The organism is Pedobacter sp. MC2016-24 (assembly GCF_015223055.1).
GTDB lineage: Bacteria > Bacteroidota > Bacteroidia > Sphingobacteriales > Sphingobacteriaceae > Pedobacter.
Genome location: NZ_JADFBX010000002.1, coordinates 271,105 through 288,147, shown reverse-complemented (window position 1 = coordinate 288,147; position 17,043 = coordinate 271,105). Strand labels below are relative to the sequence as shown.

16 protein-coding genes are annotated in these 17,043 nt (G+C 41.2%); 6 read left to right on the top strand and 10 right to left on the bottom strand.

Annotation, left to right across the window (positions count from 1 at the left end):
- Nucleotides 1-2,223, top strand: coding sequence for a transglycosylase domain-containing protein (locus IM797_RS06875; RefSeq protein ID WP_194126373.1), 2,223 nt, complete (start codon nt 1-3; stop codon nt 2,221-2,223).
- A gap of 25 nt (nt 2,224-2,248) precedes the next feature.
- Entirely contained in the window at nt 2,249-4,063 is a 1,815-nt protein-coding gene (gene uvrC, locus IM797_RS06870) for an excinuclease ABC subunit UvrC (protein ID WP_194126372.1), read from the top strand.
- Between the two features lie 35 nt (nt 4,064-4,098).
- On the opposite strand, the gene gldN is transcribed toward uvrC, so the two are convergent.
- From gldN to IM797_RS06835, 7 genes are all read right to left on the bottom strand, one after another.
- Nucleotides 4,099-5,082, bottom strand: coding sequence for a gliding motility protein GldN (gene gldN / locus IM797_RS06865; RefSeq protein WP_228098743.1), 984 nt, complete (start codon nt 5,080-5,082; stop codon nt 4,099-4,101).
- Between the two features lie 3 nt (nt 5,083-5,085).
- Nucleotides 5,086-6,627: a gliding motility protein GldM gene (gene gldM, locus IM797_RS06860; protein ID WP_194126371.1), complete on the bottom strand. Its 1,542-nt coding sequence runs from the start codon at nt 6,625-6,627 to the stop codon at nt 5,086-5,088.
- Between the two features lie 45 nt (nt 6,628-6,672).
- Nucleotides 6,673-7,488: a gliding motility protein GldL gene (gene gldL, locus IM797_RS06855; RefSeq protein ID WP_194126370.1), complete on the bottom strand. Its 816-nt coding sequence runs from the start codon at nt 7,486-7,488 to the stop codon at nt 6,673-6,675.
- A gap of 41 nt (nt 7,489-7,529) precedes the next feature.
- The gene (locus tag IM797_RS06850; protein ID WP_194126369.1) at nt 7,530-8,897 is read right to left on the bottom strand and encodes an SUMF1/EgtB/PvdO family nonheme iron enzyme; all 1,368 of its coding nucleotides are present in this window, start codon (nt 8,895-8,897) and stop codon (nt 7,530-7,532) included.
- Between the two features lie 104 nt (nt 8,898-9,001).
- Nucleotides 9,002-9,772, bottom strand: coding sequence for a uroporphyrinogen-III synthase (locus IM797_RS06845; RefSeq protein WP_194126368.1), 771 nt, complete (start codon nt 9,770-9,772; stop codon nt 9,002-9,004).
- An 18-nt stretch (nt 9,773-9,790) separates the two neighbouring features.
- A complete protein-coding gene (locus IM797_RS06840) occupies nt 9,791-10,774 on the bottom strand; it encodes a DUF4271 domain-containing protein (protein WP_194126367.1) in 984 nt (327 codons plus the stop codon).
- A gap of 24 nt (nt 10,775-10,798) precedes the next feature.
- Complete coding sequence (locus IM797_RS06835) at nt 10,799-11,575, bottom strand: SGNH/GDSL hydrolase family protein (RefSeq protein ID WP_194126366.1); 777 nt, start codon at nt 11,573-11,575, stop codon at nt 10,799-10,801.
- 225 nt (nt 11,576-11,800) lie between these two features.
- Here IM797_RS06835 and IM797_RS06830 point away from each other — a divergent pair, with 225 nt between their 5' ends.
- From IM797_RS06830 to IM797_RS06815, 4 genes are all read left to right on the top strand, one after another.
- Nucleotides 11,801-12,253, top strand: a complete 453-nt coding sequence (locus IM797_RS06830) for a hypothetical protein (RefSeq protein WP_194126365.1) — start codon at nt 11,801-11,803, stop codon at nt 12,251-12,253.
- Nucleotides 12,243-12,443, top strand: a complete 201-nt coding sequence (locus IM797_RS06825) for a helix-turn-helix transcriptional regulator (RefSeq protein ID WP_194126364.1) — start codon at nt 12,243-12,245, stop codon at nt 12,441-12,443. The genes IM797_RS06830 and IM797_RS06825 overlap by 11 nt, the downstream gene beginning before the upstream one ends.
- A gap of 381 nt (nt 12,444-12,824) precedes the next feature.
- Complete coding sequence (locus IM797_RS06820) at nt 12,825-13,499, top strand: DUF6266 family protein (protein WP_194126363.1); 675 nt, start codon at nt 12,825-12,827, stop codon at nt 13,497-13,499.
- Nucleotides 13,500-13,501: 2 nt separating this feature from the next.
- A complete protein-coding gene (locus IM797_RS06815; protein ID WP_194126362.1) occupies nt 13,502-14,143 on the top strand; it encodes a DUF6266 family protein in 642 nt (213 codons plus the stop codon).
- A 113-nt stretch (nt 14,144-14,256) separates the two neighbouring features.
- Here IM797_RS06815 and IM797_RS06810 read toward each other — a convergent pair whose 3' ends face one another.
- From IM797_RS06810 to IM797_RS06800, 3 genes are read right to left on the bottom strand one after another with little or no spacing between them, the layout of a single operon-like run.
- Entirely contained in the window at nt 14,257-16,011 is a 1,755-nt protein-coding gene (locus IM797_RS06810) for a HEPN domain-containing protein (RefSeq protein ID WP_194126361.1), read from the bottom strand.
- Nucleotides 16,012-16,023: 12 nt separating this feature from the next.
- A complete protein-coding gene (locus IM797_RS06805; protein WP_194126360.1) occupies nt 16,024-16,272 on the bottom strand; it encodes a hypothetical protein in 249 nt (82 codons plus the stop codon).
- A gap of 55 nt (nt 16,273-16,327) precedes the next feature.
- Entirely contained in the window at nt 16,328-16,588 is a 261-nt protein-coding gene (locus tag IM797_RS06800; protein ID WP_194126359.1) for a hypothetical protein, read from the bottom strand.
- Between the last annotated feature and the right edge of the window lie 455 nt (nt 16,589-17,043).

Here is a 17,043-nt window from a genome sequence, read left to right as displayed (position 1 = left end):
ATGAACAATAAACTTTCGCAGGAAGACATCAGAAAGTATAATTTTAGAATATGGAAGTTACTGATCGGTGGAATGGTCCTGTTTGCAATGTTCATCATGGCCATTGGTTTCGGTCTGTTAGGCCCCTTGCCTTCCTTCCGGGATATTGAACACCCAAAAAGCAATCAGGCCTCAGAAATTCTGGCCGACGACAAACGCGTATTGGGTACTTATTTTATACAAAACCGTTCTAATGTATCTTATGCGCAGATCTCTCCGAATGTAATCAATGCCTTGATCGCAACCGAAGATGTCAGGTTTAAAGAACATTCAGGTATAGATTTCAAACGTACCTTCACCATTTTTCTTTATGCACTTATTGGCAAGAAGCAAGGTGGAAGTACCATTACCCAACAACTGGCCCTGAACCTTTTTTCAGAAGAAGGCCGGCAAAAAAACTTTAGCAAAAGGATCCTGCAAAAGTTCCAGGAATGGATCATTGCTGTAAAATTAGAACGTAACTATACCAAGGAAGAAATCCTGGTGATGTACCTGAATACCGTAGATTTCGGCAACCAGGCTTATGGCATCAAATCGGCAGCAAGGGTTTATTTCGACACCACACCAAGTGAACTGACCGTGCCTCAGGCGGCTACATTGGTGGGGATTTTGAAAGGAACCGGCAGATACTCGCCTACCCGCAACCCCGATCGTTCACTGGCCCGCCGGAACACCATTATGGGTTTGATGGTTAAAGCAGACTTCCTTACCCAACAGCAAATGGACGCCGATAAGGACAAACCACTCGGACTAAAATTTGCCGCGGCAACCGTAAACGATGGGATCGCACCTTATTTCAGGGCTGTACTTAAGAGTGACATCAAAAAAATATTCCAGGAACGTTCCATCCTCAACAACGGAGTGCCTTATGACCTCGACAGAGATGGTCTGAAAATCTATACCTCCCTCAATTATGAGATGCAGGAATATGCAGAAGAAGCACAAAAAGAGTACATGAAAATCCTACAGGCTTCTTTCCTTAAAAGCTGGAAAGGAAAAGATCCTTTCAAAGGCAAAGAACTGCAGATCGAACAGGGAATGAAGCGGTCAGACCGGTATCGTGCGCTCCAATTGGAAGGAAAGTCAGAAGAAGAGATCCGCACAGACTTCAATACCCCAACCCGTTTAACCATATTCAGCTGGAGGGGTAACATTGATACCCTGATGAAACCGATCGATTCTGTCAAATACAATAAACTGCTCTTAAGAAATGCCATGATGGCCATGGATCCACAAACAGGTTATGTAAAAGCCTGGGTTGGTGGCATCAATTATGAACATTTCAAATACGATCAGGTAAAAATGGGAACCCGTCAGGTCGGCTCTACCGCCAAACCTTTCACCTATACCGTAGCCCTGCAAAGTGGCTATTCACCTTGTTACAGTGTTTTAAACGAACCCGTAACCATAGATGTTCCAGGCAGCAAACCATGGACACCACGCTCTTCGGGTACTGTACCTGGTTATTTAACCCTGCAAAAAGCCCTGGCCTTGTCACAAAACTACATTGCAGCCTATATCATGAAACAAGTTGGTCCTGCCGCAGTAGCTAAACTGGCTAAAAAGATGGGTATTACTTCTGATGTACCTGTTGTGCCTTCTATCGCCCTGGGTTCTTTTGATGCCTCAGTTTATGATATGGTCGGCGCATACAGCGTTTTTGCCAATAAAGGAATCTGGACAAAGCCAACTTATATTTTAAGAATTGAAGATCGCAATGGTGTAGTCCTTTATGGAGAAAAGCCAGTTCCTGTACCGGCTATGGAAGAGGATGTGGCTTATGTCATGACCCGTATGCTGCGTGGTGTAATCACCAATGGAACAGGATGGCGCCTGGCAGGAAAGTTCGGCGTAACCGGCCCTATCGGCGGAAAAACAGGTACCACCAACGCCAACTCCGATGGTTGGTTTATGGCCATTACCCCGCAATTGGTTGCTGGGGTGTGGACAGGTTGCGAAGACCGTGCCTTCCACTTCACCAGTACTGCACAGGGTGATGGAGCAACTACAGCCTTACCAATCTATGCAGGCTTTATGAAGCGTGTATATGCCAGCAAAAAGCTAAACCTGAGCAAAGCTGATTTTGAACCGCCAAAAAGTGGGGTATCCATCGTGTATGACTGCAACCAATACCAGCAGCAGGAACAAAGTAAAACAGACTTAGACGAGAAACTGGGTTTTTAAATCCAGATTATATAAAAACCAATACATGAGTGCTTTTGACTATAAAAAGGCCCTGGCCGACATTCCGCATAAACCTGGAGTTTACCAGTACTGGGATGCCGAGGGGATACTTATATACATCGGAAAAGCCAAGGATTTAAGAAACCGGGTCGGCTCTTATTTCAACAAGGACAACCAGATGAATGGCAAAACCAGGGTGCTGGTTTCCAAAATCAGGAACATCACCTTTACCATTGTAGATACCGAAATTGATGCCTGGCTGCTTGAAAACAGCCTGATCAAAAAGCACCAGCCCCGGTATAACATCATGCTGAAGGATGACAAGACCTACCCCTGGATCATCATTAAAAAAGAAGCCTTTCCGCGTGTATACTGGACACGAAAAATGATCAAAGATGGCTCCACCTATTTCGGCCCGTATGCCTCTGTAGGCATGATGCACACCATCCTGGATCTGATTAAAGAGACTTATCCCCTTCGGACCTGCAACCTCCCGCTCAATCAAAAGAACATTGAGGAGGGCAAGTTTAAAGTTTGTCTGGAATACCAGATCGGCAATTGCAAAGGCCCTTGTCAGGCGTACCAAACTGCTGCCGACTATGACAATAGCATTGAAGAGATCAAAGATATTTTAAATGGTAAAATTGGTGCGGTTATCCGCGATGTCAAACAGGTCATCAAAAATGCGGTAACAGACCTCAACTTCGAGCAGGCACACCAATACCAGCGTAAACTGGTGGTGCTGGAAAAATACCAGAGTAAATCAACGGTGGTTAATAGCGCCATCACCAATATCGACGTGGTGAGTATTGCCTCCGATGAACGTTATGCCTTTGTAAACTACCTCAAAGTTATGAATGGTACCATCATCCAAACGCAAACCATTGAAATCAAAAAACGGCTAGATGAAACCGATGAGGAGCTATTGACATTGGCCATCACCGAATTCCGGACCAAGTTCAACAGTACATCGAAAGAGATCATTGTACCCTTTGAGATCACTTTGCTGGACGAGGACCTGAAGTTTACCCAACCCAAACTGGGCGAGAAAAAGAAATTACTGGAGCTATCCCAAAAGAATGTGTTGTTCTTCCGAAAGGAAAAACTCAACCAATATGAAAAATTAAACCCGGATCTGAGAACAGACCGCATCCTGGGTCAAATGCAAAAAGACCTGGGCTTAAGCCAACTCCCTCAGCACATCGAATGTTTCGATAACTCCAACTTCCAGGGCGATTATCCGGTATCTGCGATTGTGGTTTTTAAAGATGCCAAACCTTCCAAAAAAGATTACAGGCATTTCAACGTAAAAACCGTAGAAGGACCGAATGATTTTGCAACAATGGAAGAAGCCGTTTACAGGCGATATAAGCGCATGTTGGAAGAAGAGCACACATTACCTCAGCTGATCATCATTGATGGCGGTAAAGGCCAGTTATCTTCTGCTATGACGAGCATTAAAAAGCTGGGCATGCAACACAAGGTTACGGTGATCGGAATTGCCAAGAGGCTGGAAGAACTCTTCTTCCCCGGCGATCCATACCCGCTTTACCTGGATAAAAAATCTGAAACCCTGAAAGTGATCCAGCAGCTCCGTGATGAAGCCCACCGCTTTGGAATCACTTTCCACCGCAAGAAACGCGACCAGGGTACGTTAAAAACCGAACTCGAACAAATTACAGGCATTGGAAAAACTACTGCTGATAAACTATTGAGACAGTTCAAATCTGTTAAAAAAATCAAAGAGGCCACAGAAGAAGAGCTGGCAAAAGTATTGAACAAAGCACAGGTTAAAACCTTGCTGGATTATTTTACAAAGCTAAAAGGCGCGGATATTTAACATCCGCGCCTTTTTAATGAAGTATAAATGGAATATTAATATTCCCACAAACTCTGCTCAAAGTCAGAGATCGATTTTTTAATCTTTTCCGATTCGTATAATTTCCTTGGGTCTTTAACATCCGTTACACCCAATACATCAGCAATACTTTTATTAGACGGATTGGTTTCTTTAACTACATAACTAGAGAAAAGACGTCTGACAAAGAAATCATCAAAGGTCAACTGTGAAGCATCATTTAAAGGATTGATCATTCTTTTTTTGCTCAACAATTCTCTTGCATCATCATAATAGACCCAAAATACCGGCTGCCAGTGTCCTTCAACCATTTTCATAGGTGCAATACCTACAATCCTAGGTTCAAAAATAGAACGTTTGGTATCCAGGATCCAGTCTTCCTTAATTCTAAACTTCACAAATTCTTCAGAACGCAATCTTCTCAATTGTGGTTCACCGATTTTACCGGTGGTAGAATCGGCTACCCCTTCTACCGTACCCCTTGCATTTTGCAGCGCCTGCTGTGCAGTAAGTGCTATTTTAAAAGAATCATTATCTTCCAAAACCTTACCAGAAGCAGTATCCTTAGGAGAATATGCTGCCAGCTCTTCGTTGCCGATCGCTTCCAAAAGCACATCAATCAGTTTTGCGCCTTCGGCACTCAATACTGAATTGATCGTATCCCTGACATCAACCTCACGCCAGATGCGTTTCGAATAATATACATCCTCCTCGCGAACATCTGCATACGGTACCATCACATTGCTGTCAATGTCCATCCTTACCGCAAAACCGTCCTTCGGTGGTGTTTTAATTTTCGTTTTAGCCTTAGCTATTGTTGTATCCTTAACCACAGGCGCAAGTGTAGTTACCGCTGCCGGAGGTGGCGTAACTGCTGCTTTCGGCTTCGCCTTTACAGCTGGCCGGTATGCTTTTTTAACCACCGTTGTCTTATTCTCCTGGGCAAAAGTAGCCGAGCATAACAATAAGAGCGCAACAGTATATAAAACCTTCTTCATCATCTTCTATTTAGCTAAAAATGTTATTCCATCTAAATTCTTTTGTCTGCCATCCGGACCTTCACAAATGATATCTTTAAAGATTACAGTTGCACCCGGTTTTAAAGAGTTCAATGCCCCTTTAATCTGACCGCTAAAACCACCGCCGCTATTGGCAATTGTCACCGCATCCGATCTTGGATTAATAAAGGTAGCAGAAAAACGAATCACTTTATACTTGATGTCAAAAACAAAATCATCCAATTGGGTATCAATCCCTGAGGATCCTTCTAAAAATTCCAATGGCACATTACCACCGGATTTTCCTTTAACCATCGCTTTTGGCGTAGGCAAAGCTTTCACCCTAAACTGTTGCGAGCCTAAATTTAAGCTCTTACCACCGCTGTTTGCAGAAACACTGATGTTTAACGTTTTACCAATCTGATCACCTCCAACATTTACAGCATACTGGCCACCTCCAACTTTCTTAATTGAGCCGCCGGAAATGGTTGCATTTACACTCTCCAATGGGAAACCAGCTGCCGAAACCGAAAATGGATTCGAAATACCGGCATAAATCACATTCATTTTATCCGGAGAAACAGTTGCAGAAGGTTTGGCAACCTGGTAACTCTGTTCTGCAGTAGTATATTGTTTGATTTGGCCATCCGTTTGTTTCACACTGATGATCCCTCTCCATTTAAAGACCCCTACAGATCCTGTACCACCGGTATAAGTACCTTTACCGTCTCTAACTGCCAGGTTATTTCCACCTACCGATATACTCGGTGTAGATCTGGAATCGCTGGCCGTTAAAAATACCTGGGCAACATAAGGCTGTCCCTGAATCACGTAAGAACTTGGTGCAACAGCAACCGCCTCAAACTGATCCAGATTGACCATGGCTTTATCCATGTTACCGAATAATTTTTTAACTACTTCAGCTTCCGCATTTCGTACGTCCGACTGGATTTTACTTAAAATCGTATTGGCTGCAGTTAATGGCGTACCCTCACCAAAATTGATATCGGCCCATTCTTTCTTTCCATTAACCGATTTTACCGCATCCTTAGCTTCCAGTGTAAAAGTCACACCAGCACGGTCTTTTTCATCCAGTAAGCCAATCAGTTTCTCGCGTGTTTCATTGATCTGTGCTTTCAATTTAGCACCCTCTTTTCCATTGATCATGATTTCCTGCGCGATGTCCATATTTTCACGAAGTTTCAGGTCGCCCGTCTCTTCGTTGATCCCTTCACCAGCATGCAAAAATTCATCTTTCAGTTTCTGCACATAGCCATTCAATTCATCCGCATAAGCTTTGGCTTTATTGGCCTTTTCCCAAATGGGCTGTGCCCTCGCAGGCTCATCTTTCAGTTTGGTATTTTGAAACGATGAAAACAATTGATCAATGCTGGCACTTACGTTAGTTTTGGATGTCACCAAACTATCGTTTATATTTTTAAAAGCATTAAGTATAGTATCTGATACGTTTAAAGCAAGCATAGCTAACAATACCAAATACATGATATTGATCATCTTCTGCCTTGTTGTTTCTTTTCCTCCGGCCATCTTTAATTAGGTCTGTTTAGTTAAATATTAACGAATTGATACTAATTAGGTACGCGGCTGGTTCATTGCAGACAGCATATTACCGTAAATGGCATTTAATGATGATAAGTTTTTGGCCAGTTTACCCACTTCGTCTTTAAACTGTTTCGAATCTTCCATAGACTCGTTGAAGTTGTTCATGGTTAACGAAAGGTTCTGGTAAAATTTGTTCATAGATTTCAAATGTGCACTCGAATCCTGCAATTCCAACTCATATACTGCATTCAAAGCAGAAAGGTTTTTAGCCAGATTGTTCACCTGCTCATGATAACTCTGGGCAGCAGAACTGCTTTCGCCCAATTCTACCAGCTGACTGGTTGCTTTGGCAAAAGCACCATTTAAGTTATCGAAACTGGCAGAAGCCGTTTTCAACTTACCTGTAAACTCAGAAGTAGCCGAAGAAGCATCAGCGACATTAGAAATTGCAGCAACCTTATCACCAAAAGTACGTAAACCAGTACCCAGGCTTTCAATCAGTTCCGGACCGATTTTGGCATCAGTCAGCATTTTGTCCAAAGCTGCTGTGGAAGAAAAACCAGAAGCCGCCACTGGCGCAGCTGCCCTGATCGTTGCCTTAGGCAACTCTCCATTAAAATCATCTCTCAATTCAGGATATACCCGCTCCCATGGAAGTTCAGATTCAGGTTGTCTGAAACCGGTTAAAAAGAATAGAATTGCTTCAACGATCAATCCAAATCCAATAATATAATTTGCGTACGAGCCACCCCAGTGGACAATTTTAGCAAGCGCTCCAATAATTACAATACTTGCTCCCCAGGATATTGCAACGTGTAACCAGTCAAATTTTTTCTTTGCAGCCATGTTCTTCGTTCAGATTGAGATAAAAAAAGGTTTTTTTAATTTTAGTTTTTATAGGTAATATCAGTGCCAGGATATGCAGAAATACATCTGAATCCAATATATGATCTGGCCTGATCCTGGTACTCGTAAGTACCCACAGCATTCTGTAAAAAGAAACCAATATCTTTCCAGGAACCACCTCTTACCACTTTGCGTTTAAGATATTTGCTGTCTGCAGCCTTGGCTACATAAGTAAAGTTAGGGTTAAAATCTAACAGCATGGGTGCTGCACTCTGGTTGTAAGCTGTAATGGTCCATTCGGCCACATTACCCGCCATATTGTACAAACCATAATCGTTCGGGAAATAAGACTTCACGTTTACAGTATATAAACCTCCGTCGTCAGAATAATTTCCTCGGCCTACTTTAAAGTTGGCCTGCATACAACCCTTGGTATTGCGCACATACGGGCCTCCCCAAGGATATTTTGTTTTGATATTACCACCTCTGGCTGCGTATTCAAATTGTGCCTCACTTGGCAACTGGTACTCCGGACGCGCGTTTAAAGGTTGTTTTCTGGCCACGGCTACAGATTCGTAAAGACGGGTGCGCCAAACACAGAAAGCAGTAGCCTGCTCCCAGGTTACACCAACAACAGGATAATCGTCATAAGATGGGTGGTTAAAATATGTTTTAACCATCGGATCGTTTTGTGAATAAGAGTAATCCACCTTCCAAACCAGTGTATCCGGGTAAACAGCAATCGAAGGGTGGCTGTTTGGATTTCCCGAATCCGGGTTATCGGTATAACTTACAATAAAGTCCTGTCTTTTTTTATTCGGATCTTTTCTACCCGCAACAGCCAGATCAGTACTCACATAACTGTACGCGTATTTTAATTTTCTAATGTCAATTTCATTGCGGCCAGGTAAGGCATCTGCTCCGCTGTAATACATATCATTTAGCTTTGAGCCCAGACCATTACCTTTTGTACTCCATATTCCAGATCCATTACCTACTTTTTTCCAGTCGATATTTTGATTTGCACCTAAAACTGCCGAACCATTTGAATTGGTAGGTGCAGGTTTAAAATAAGCTGCTGCACCAGATGGGCCTAAAGAAGTCAGGGCTACAGAATCACGCACCCAATTTACAAACTGACGGTATTCTGCATTAGAAATCTCCGTCTGATCCATGAAAAAGGCACTGAAAGAAGTCATCCGGCTTGGGGCACTTTGAGAGTTGGTAATGTCTTCATCAGACATCCCGATTAAAGTCCGCCCCGGGGGTATGTAAACCATTCCCAGGGGCACTCTATTGTTTTTGAATTTCTTGTTATATACACCGACCAATTCACCCTGTCCCCCTTTTCCACAGCTCGACAACAGGCCGGTGATGATCATGCAACCAACAATATATAGGTTCTTCATATAGCGCTAAGCAATTTTATAACAATTTTATCAAATCCGATTGACATAAACAATTATTACGCCATAAAATTCACCTATTTTTAAAAATGAACAAGTGAATGAACCTACTTATTCGACTTTTTAATATAGTTCTCAATAGCCATGATCATTGAAGGTGCTTCCGGAGATGGAGCAGCAATATCGACAATAAGTCCGGCATCTTTAACAGCCTTATGGGTATTTAATCCAAATGCTGCAATACGGGTATTATTTTGCTTAAAATCGGGAAAATTGGTGAACAGCGACTGGATGCTTGAAGGACTAAAAAAGCCAATCACATCGTAAAACACCTCGGCCAGGTCAGACAAATCTGAAACCACGGTTCTGAAAAGAACTGCCGGGGTCACATTGTAACCGTTCTTCTGCAAAAAGTTCATGGTATCCTCTGTAGCCACGTCCGAACAAGGGTATAAGAACTTCTCATCCGAATGTTTTTTCAGGACCTCAGCCAAGTCAGCTGCAGTTTGTTTACCAAAGAAAATCTTACGTTTTCTGTATTGGATGTACTTTTGTAAATAGAGCGCTGTAGATTCCGAAATACAGAAGTATTTCAGGTCGGCAGGAACGTCGTAACGCATCTCTTCACAAATTCTAAAGAAATGGTCAACGGCATTACGGCTGGTAAATACCACCGCAGTAAACTCATTTAAAGTAATTTTGTCTTTTCTAAAATCTCTGGCAGGAACGCCTTCCACATGAATGAATGATCTAAAATCAATTTTCAGGTTATATTTCTTTGCCAAATCAAAATAAGGAGACTTCTCTGTTTCTGGCTTTGGCAAGGTTACCAATATACTTTTTACCTTTCGCAACCTATCTTCTGTCTTTTCTTGCATTTTACTTTATTACCGCGTTTATAATCCTATTGCCTTGATTAATATTAATATAGGGCAGATTTCGAGGGCACAAAAGTACAAAAACAAATAGACTTTTGAAAACCGATAATGAGATAAAATATTTACCCCAGCTCTAATAAACTGAAATACAAAGATTAGACCGATCAGAATAAAGGAAATAGCCACATAGTAAGGCCCATATGCTAAGGGAGATAGTGCAAAAGCGATCACCAGGGGCGTAAAAATGAGCGCAATATTAAAATAACTTAAATATAATATAGAAACGTATTCATGCACTGCTTTCTGGACGTTAAACAGCTGACCAAGCATACGCAGAATGACAATTTTAATCACGTAAAGTAGAACAATCAGTATGGAGATGCTGATGTAAAACTTAAAACCACTATCCGCAAACGACACATGGTAAAACTGGGATACCAGGTAAAAGAACATCCCGATCGTAAAACCAAATTGTATAAACAGCAGTAAAAATGGCCATGACGTAAAGAGATTGTCTTCTTTATTTAAATTATTGAGTACCCTATTGCTAAAAAAAGACTGTACAATGGTTTGCAATTGTTTAGAAAACGAAATTTTTAACGAAGCAAACAAGAGCAGCAATACAGCAACCATACCCAATACCCACATTTCTCCTTTAGGGACAGGACTACCTGTCCGGTAGCCCATTACTTTTTTATTGGAAGCATATTCTTTATAGCGGTTATACAAATCCAGGTGCCCCGTAGTTTGCGCCTTGATGATGCTGTCAATGATGATGTTTTTATCAATCAATGAGTCTGGCAGCAACCAGGTATGCGTCATGATCGAGTCAGTCACAAACTTTTGCCTTGCGTAAAAAGCAGCATCCTTAACTACCCTGGTCCTATAAACCGGGGCTGCCGCCAGGCTGTCTACAGGCACCGCTGCAACCTGGGCAGTAGCCTGGTTCAGGAGGATTCCCAAAAATAAACAGCTTAAAAAAACAATGCGGCTCCAATTCATCGCCGCAAATTTAGCTTATTATTATCATTTTATCGTATCCAACCAGGCATTTGCCATCAGCTGTGCGCCAGCTACACTGGGGTGTACACCGTCTTTTGTCCAGTATACGCCCGGAGCAGTTTTCTCGGCATTGTCAAACACTTTCTGATACGGAATCCAGCTCGCTTTGTACTGTTTCGCAATGTCCTGAGCAGCCGTACGGTAATCGTTAAACTCCGGGTACCAGGTCTCATCTACAGCCTTCACACCTTTGACGGCAAAAGGCTCTGCTAAAATCAATTTCAGATCAGGAAATTGCTGTAATGTCCGGTCCAGTAATTTCTTCAAATCATCCGAATACACTTTAACTGTTCCTTCATACTTCCCATTATGCTTGTGCCAATAATCATTCACGCCAATCAAAATGCTTAAAACTGTAGGTTTAAGTTCCAGGCAATCCTTATCCCAACGCTCAGCCAGCTGGTATACTTTGTTGCCACTGATTCCACGGTTATAAATTTTCAGATTCTTGTCTGCATATTTAGTCAGCAATGCCGATGCCGCAAGAAAAGCATAACCAGTACCTAAAGCGGAATTATTATTGGCCTCGGCCACGTCTCTTTTCCTACCGGCATCCGTAATGGAATCGCCCTGAAATAAGATGACATCGTTATTGGACAAAGTGATTTTACCGGCTCGTTCCGCAGTAGGCTCTGGAGCAGGACTTGCAAAAAGTGCTTGTGGAGCTGCAATGGTCAGTAAACCGCCTAGGGTCGCTTTTTTCAGGAAACTCCTGCGTTCATTTTGATCTTGTGAATTCATATTGGTTTATGGGTTTGATGCTTTAAAGATAGGGCGCCGGATTTAAAGAAACAATCCTTAACAACAAATTGACACAAGCTCATTTGCCTGCAATGTGAATTGTGAAGACCGGGCAGGGCCTGTATAAGAGAAAAGCGGAGGAAAAGAAAAATATTTAAGACTTTTTGTCAATTTAACTTGACATTAATGTAAGAAATACTTTACATTTGGTAAAAACAAATTGACATGAAAAATAACCTACTCATTCCAAACAAGTACAAGGTATTTGGCTGGATCATTTTTTTAGCTTTTATACTGTTACACATTTTCACAAATATCATCTACCCGGAGATTGGAGAAAAACTTCCACTTTCTACGGAGAACACGTCTCGTTCTTTTTTTGATGCAAGCTCGAATATGACGCTCGCTGGCGCAGGAATCTTACTGGGCTTAATTATGATCTGTTTTACAAGGGAAAAAAATGAGGATGAATACATCTCCTACCTCCGGCTACGCTCCTGGCAGGTTTCTGTCCTCATATCATATTCCATCTTATTTATTGCCAACCTATTCATATACGGCTCGTGGTTTCTGAGTTTCATGATTTACAATTTGCTTACTGTACTTCTTGTATTCATCATAACTTTTAATCTAAGTTTGTATAAAATAAAAGGAGAAAGGACTGGAGATGAAAAATAACCTGCGTGTACAAAGAGCCATCAAGAACATTACCCAGGCTGATCTGGCAGAGTTAATCCAGGTATCCAGGCAAACCATCAATACGATCGAATCTGGAAAATACGTCCCTTCCACAGTACTAGCCTTAAAAATGGCGAAGGTATTTGGTGTAGCCGTCGAAGCCATTTTTGAACTGGAAGATGAGGACTAACTTACTCACTTTCCTGATTATTTGCCTCTAGTTTTATATCAATTTCTCCAATATTCGGATCAATAAGCTAATAAATAGCCCCATACAGGTTTGATATAAATTCAGTAAAAGTACAGGATAACTACAGCTAAAATACGGACCCGCTTTACCCCTGCTTTACCCCCTCTTTAGGGCCGCTATCCCCCTGCTATACCCCTAGGGTATAGCAGGGGGATAGCGGGGGTGCAGCAGCGGCATAGAGTTACTGTACTTTACCTGTAGTTTGTCTGCACTTACCATGTAGGTATCCAGAACCCTACTTATTGTTTATCAATTGATTATGTATTATATTTGTAATAAGGACACAATAAAGTGAGCCTTTTTATAACAAATATTAATCATATGGGTATTTTACTCGGAGGTCTAAATGGACCGTTTAAAGGAAGAATAGGCGATATCGTCTGTTATTTGACCAAATCAGGCAAAAATGTGACGCAACGAGTTGGCGTAAACAACGTTCCGCCATCAGAATTACAGCTCAGAAACCGGATCGTCACTAAATTATCAGGCGAATTTTTCTGCTGCGTAAAGGATTTCATCGAAACTGGTTTTAGCACCGAAGCTGCACTGATGAAGGACAATGCCTACAACATGGCAGTAAAAAACAACAAAAAACAAATGGTAACAGGCGCCTACCCAAATCTGGAACTTAATTATTCGCAGATCCTACTCAGTAAGGGCTTGTTAAAGCCTGCAACAGATTGGCAGGTTAGCCAAACCACTATGGGTTTACATTTTAGCTGGGAAACTGATCCTAAAATGGCCTGGCCAGAATCTGTTGAACAGGCGATGTTACTGGCCTATTTTCCAGAAGAAAAACGTTCAGAATATGTATTGTTCGGCAGTGCAAGAAGTTTCGGTACTTCGGAACTGGAAATTCCGCCTAGTCTGCAGGGCAAATACATGGAAACTTACCTGTCTTTTATTGCAGCGGATAGAAAACAAGTGGCAAACAGCATTTACACTGGTAGTTTCAACAAAACACAGGAAAATGATCATTTATTGTTAATCTCTTAGACATGGGCATCTTAAAATCAGGGATTCTTGGCCCAATGACCAACAAAACCGGGCCCGCAACCGGCCGTATGTATAGGGGTACAAATGTGATTACTTCAGCATATCGAAAAAGTAATAAGCCGCCCACTGCCTCACAGGTTGACAACCAGGCTAAGTTTGGTACGCTGAATAGTTTTCTAAGCAATATTGAAAATCTGATCAGAATTGGCTTTAAACAATTTGCTAAAAGAAAAGATCCGCTGAATGTAGCTTATTCTTACAATTACGATCATGCTTTTCTAAGCACTGACACGGAATTTGATTTGAATTATCCGGAACTGGTGTACAGCAGGGGTTATATTTTACCGCCCGAAAGTCCGGCTGTTTTTGCATTACCCTCACAGATCGAATTTAATTGGTTACCGCAGCGCCAATCTAAATATTGCCAGTTTACCGATTTGGCTACTTTTATGGTGTACAATCCTACGAAAGAACATGCTTTTAAGAAAATTGGGGTAACTGACCGTTATGAGCAGGGTTATCTGCTGGACTTGCCTAAGCATTACACCGGTGACACAGTTCATTGTTATATGAGCTTTGCTTCAAAAGATGGAAAGCTGCAGGGAAACAGTATTTATATTGGCGAAGTGCTTTGCATTAAATAAATACGTGCTTGCCTAATTTACGACACGATAAACCTATTTGAGTGTATTATTTTATCTTTCTAAAGCATAAAATAATGCACTCAAACTTGGTCTGACAAAACAAGAAAAATGATCTAAGGTTCAATTATTTCATTGTAGGATTCAAGAACCCCAAACTTTTCACTGACCAACTCCTTCGCCTTTTCCATCCATGCATTGCACCGGCGGTGTATAACACACAAATCAATCTGATCTACATTGATGAAATGCCTGTGACGCAGATCCTTGCTGGCATCGATCAATATCTCCAGTAGCTCCTTATCATACGCATTACCAGTCGGAAATACCGCGTCAATGACGGGATTGATGTAGCGACAGATGTTAAGCAGATGCTTCAATGAATGCTGATTGGGTCTATAACCAATGGTGGCATATATAAATCCAATACAAATTTGTTCTACAGCCTGGCTAATCAAACAAGCTTCTACTACCCCTTCGTCGCGCTCGGAAATATCAACTGCAGCTGCGAGCATTGCTGCAGCCCGGCTATTTCTCTTGCACCAAACCAAACGTCCGTTGAGCACATCAGATTGATCATATTCAGGCAGATCAATGAATCCCGAAGTAGTCCTATTCTGATAAATCAGTCCATCTGACCGTAAAACCTGATGAAAAAACGGGTTATTATCCAATAAAGCATCATTCAAATTTTTTAAGCTGTGCATCAGTAGCGTGACGCCAGCCGAATCCGTACTTTGGTTTACGACACTCTGTAAATTAAAAGACTCTGGACCACATGGTTCTTTTGTAATCACCAGTAGCATAAGATGCTGACCATGGTACTCCATGGTATCAGCTTGAAAGATTCCTTTTTCCACAAATGAAGTACTTTTATGATAAATTGAATATATACGCTCTACGTCCACGTGTTTGGTAATGATAGCCACAATATCAGCTAGGTAATCAGCGTTTAGTACCTCCTTAGTGACTAGCTTTGCAGTTTCAATTTTTTCATCGATGTTTTTGATTACAGTTTCGTCAGTAACGCATGTTGTGGTTACAGCTTGTTGATTCGCTAGCTTATATTCAAATCCAACGATCATTTCCCCATAGATATCGTTGACTTTTTGCTGCATCTCTTCTCCTTTTTTCATGGCTTTTAAAAGCTTCTCTTGATTGATCTGGTAGCCCTCGCCATAACGCACCTTCAGGTAAGCATCGTCCAAATGCTGCATCAACTTATTTTCATCATCATCAGCTTCATCAAACAAGGTTCCTAGCTCCGACAAATATGGCTTTACATGCTTTTGGTGCACACGTATAGCATGCGTCATTTTATCCTTACCCATCGCAAATAGTTCGATGGCACGATAAGCCAGTTCAATCTGCTGGTGCACCATAAATGCCGTCAACGCATAGTTTTCCTTTTCCCAATAAAAAACGGCGCCATCATTAAAAGCTTGTATTTTGGCCATTTCAGCATTAAACGCTTTTTTTGCTTTTTCAATTACATTTTCGAGACTTTGCATCTGTGAGAATAGATTCAATTCTGCCATTGGATCAGAAAAACAAAGACTCTCAGGAACACAGACCTGGTAAAAAAACAAATTGCCTTTCTTTATGCTATCTTTTACCTGATGTACGTGATACAAGCGATAACAATAATCAGGGTAATCTTCAAATACCATATCGATGATGGGAAAAAGCTCTATCAGCGTTTTCGAACATTTATCAGAAATCAAAATGATCAGTTCGGTGCAGGACTGTCCGTCCAGAAATCTTTCCGAATGGTAAATCTGTTGAACCATAATCAGGTTAACAATTCTGGTCACAATTTCATTGGTTTGATCTATATTATTTATTGTCAAAGGTAATTTCAATGTATTCATAGCAGTTTAATCTTAATTTATCCTATCTGTTAAATGGTTATCAATGACTATATCGTTCGTTCCAAACAAGCTTTTAATTTTTTGTTCAAAAATGGCGACAGAAACATTTTCAACATCATCTAATAAAGGGACAACATCCAATATTTCTGATATGTCAAAATATCTCGCCGTTGCCGATTCATGTGCCGTACTGAGTGATTCAAGTACCGAATCATTGTCATTTGCATGACCTCTGGAGTTCATTTGCAGATTGCTTCCCATAATTTTTTGTTTTATTGTTGAATATTTAGTGATTTAAATCGTTGAAGTGGTTGTTTCAAGAATTGGGATAGATTACATGAATCGCCGTAAGCAGTTCATGAAGGTGTTCATAAAGCGCAATTATATTTTCACGATCGTGCCGATACAGACCATTTTTATCATCGATAAAAATAATTTTCGTCATTAGCCAAAGTGTGTCATGCGCCACGGCGAGGTCATAATTAGTAAAAAAAGCTTTGGTAATGTTGGTAGCGTATTCTTCAACCGCATCAGGCGTGGCGTCAAGCCATTGATAAATGTTGTGTAATTTTCTCATTTTAGTTGATTTAAACTTTAAAATGAGTCCCGGTTGGGATAAAGAAAACGCTTCGAATTTCGTTTGTCGATTGGAATGATCAGTATTCATACTGATCCTATATAAAACGAAGATGCAAATAGCGGGCTCTAAATACCGCCCTGGCAGGCTTCTCACGGCCTTGGGGAACGGATTTACAATAGAGCCCATGACGCTATTTGCACCTGTAAAAGTACAATAAATATTGTCATGGGCATTAATCTATTGTCCCTTCCCCGTGATTGTGAGAATTTGCCAGGCGAGACTCTTTAAATTAACACCTCATTTAAGAAGTAGTGATATGTCATTGTATTTCTTTATTTCATTGGCTTATTTTTAATTAGTCATTATATTTTGTTACTAATACCATTTCGTTGAGGTCTACGAAATAGTCAATTTATTTGAACTTTGATTTTTAACTTAATCGAATTCAATCA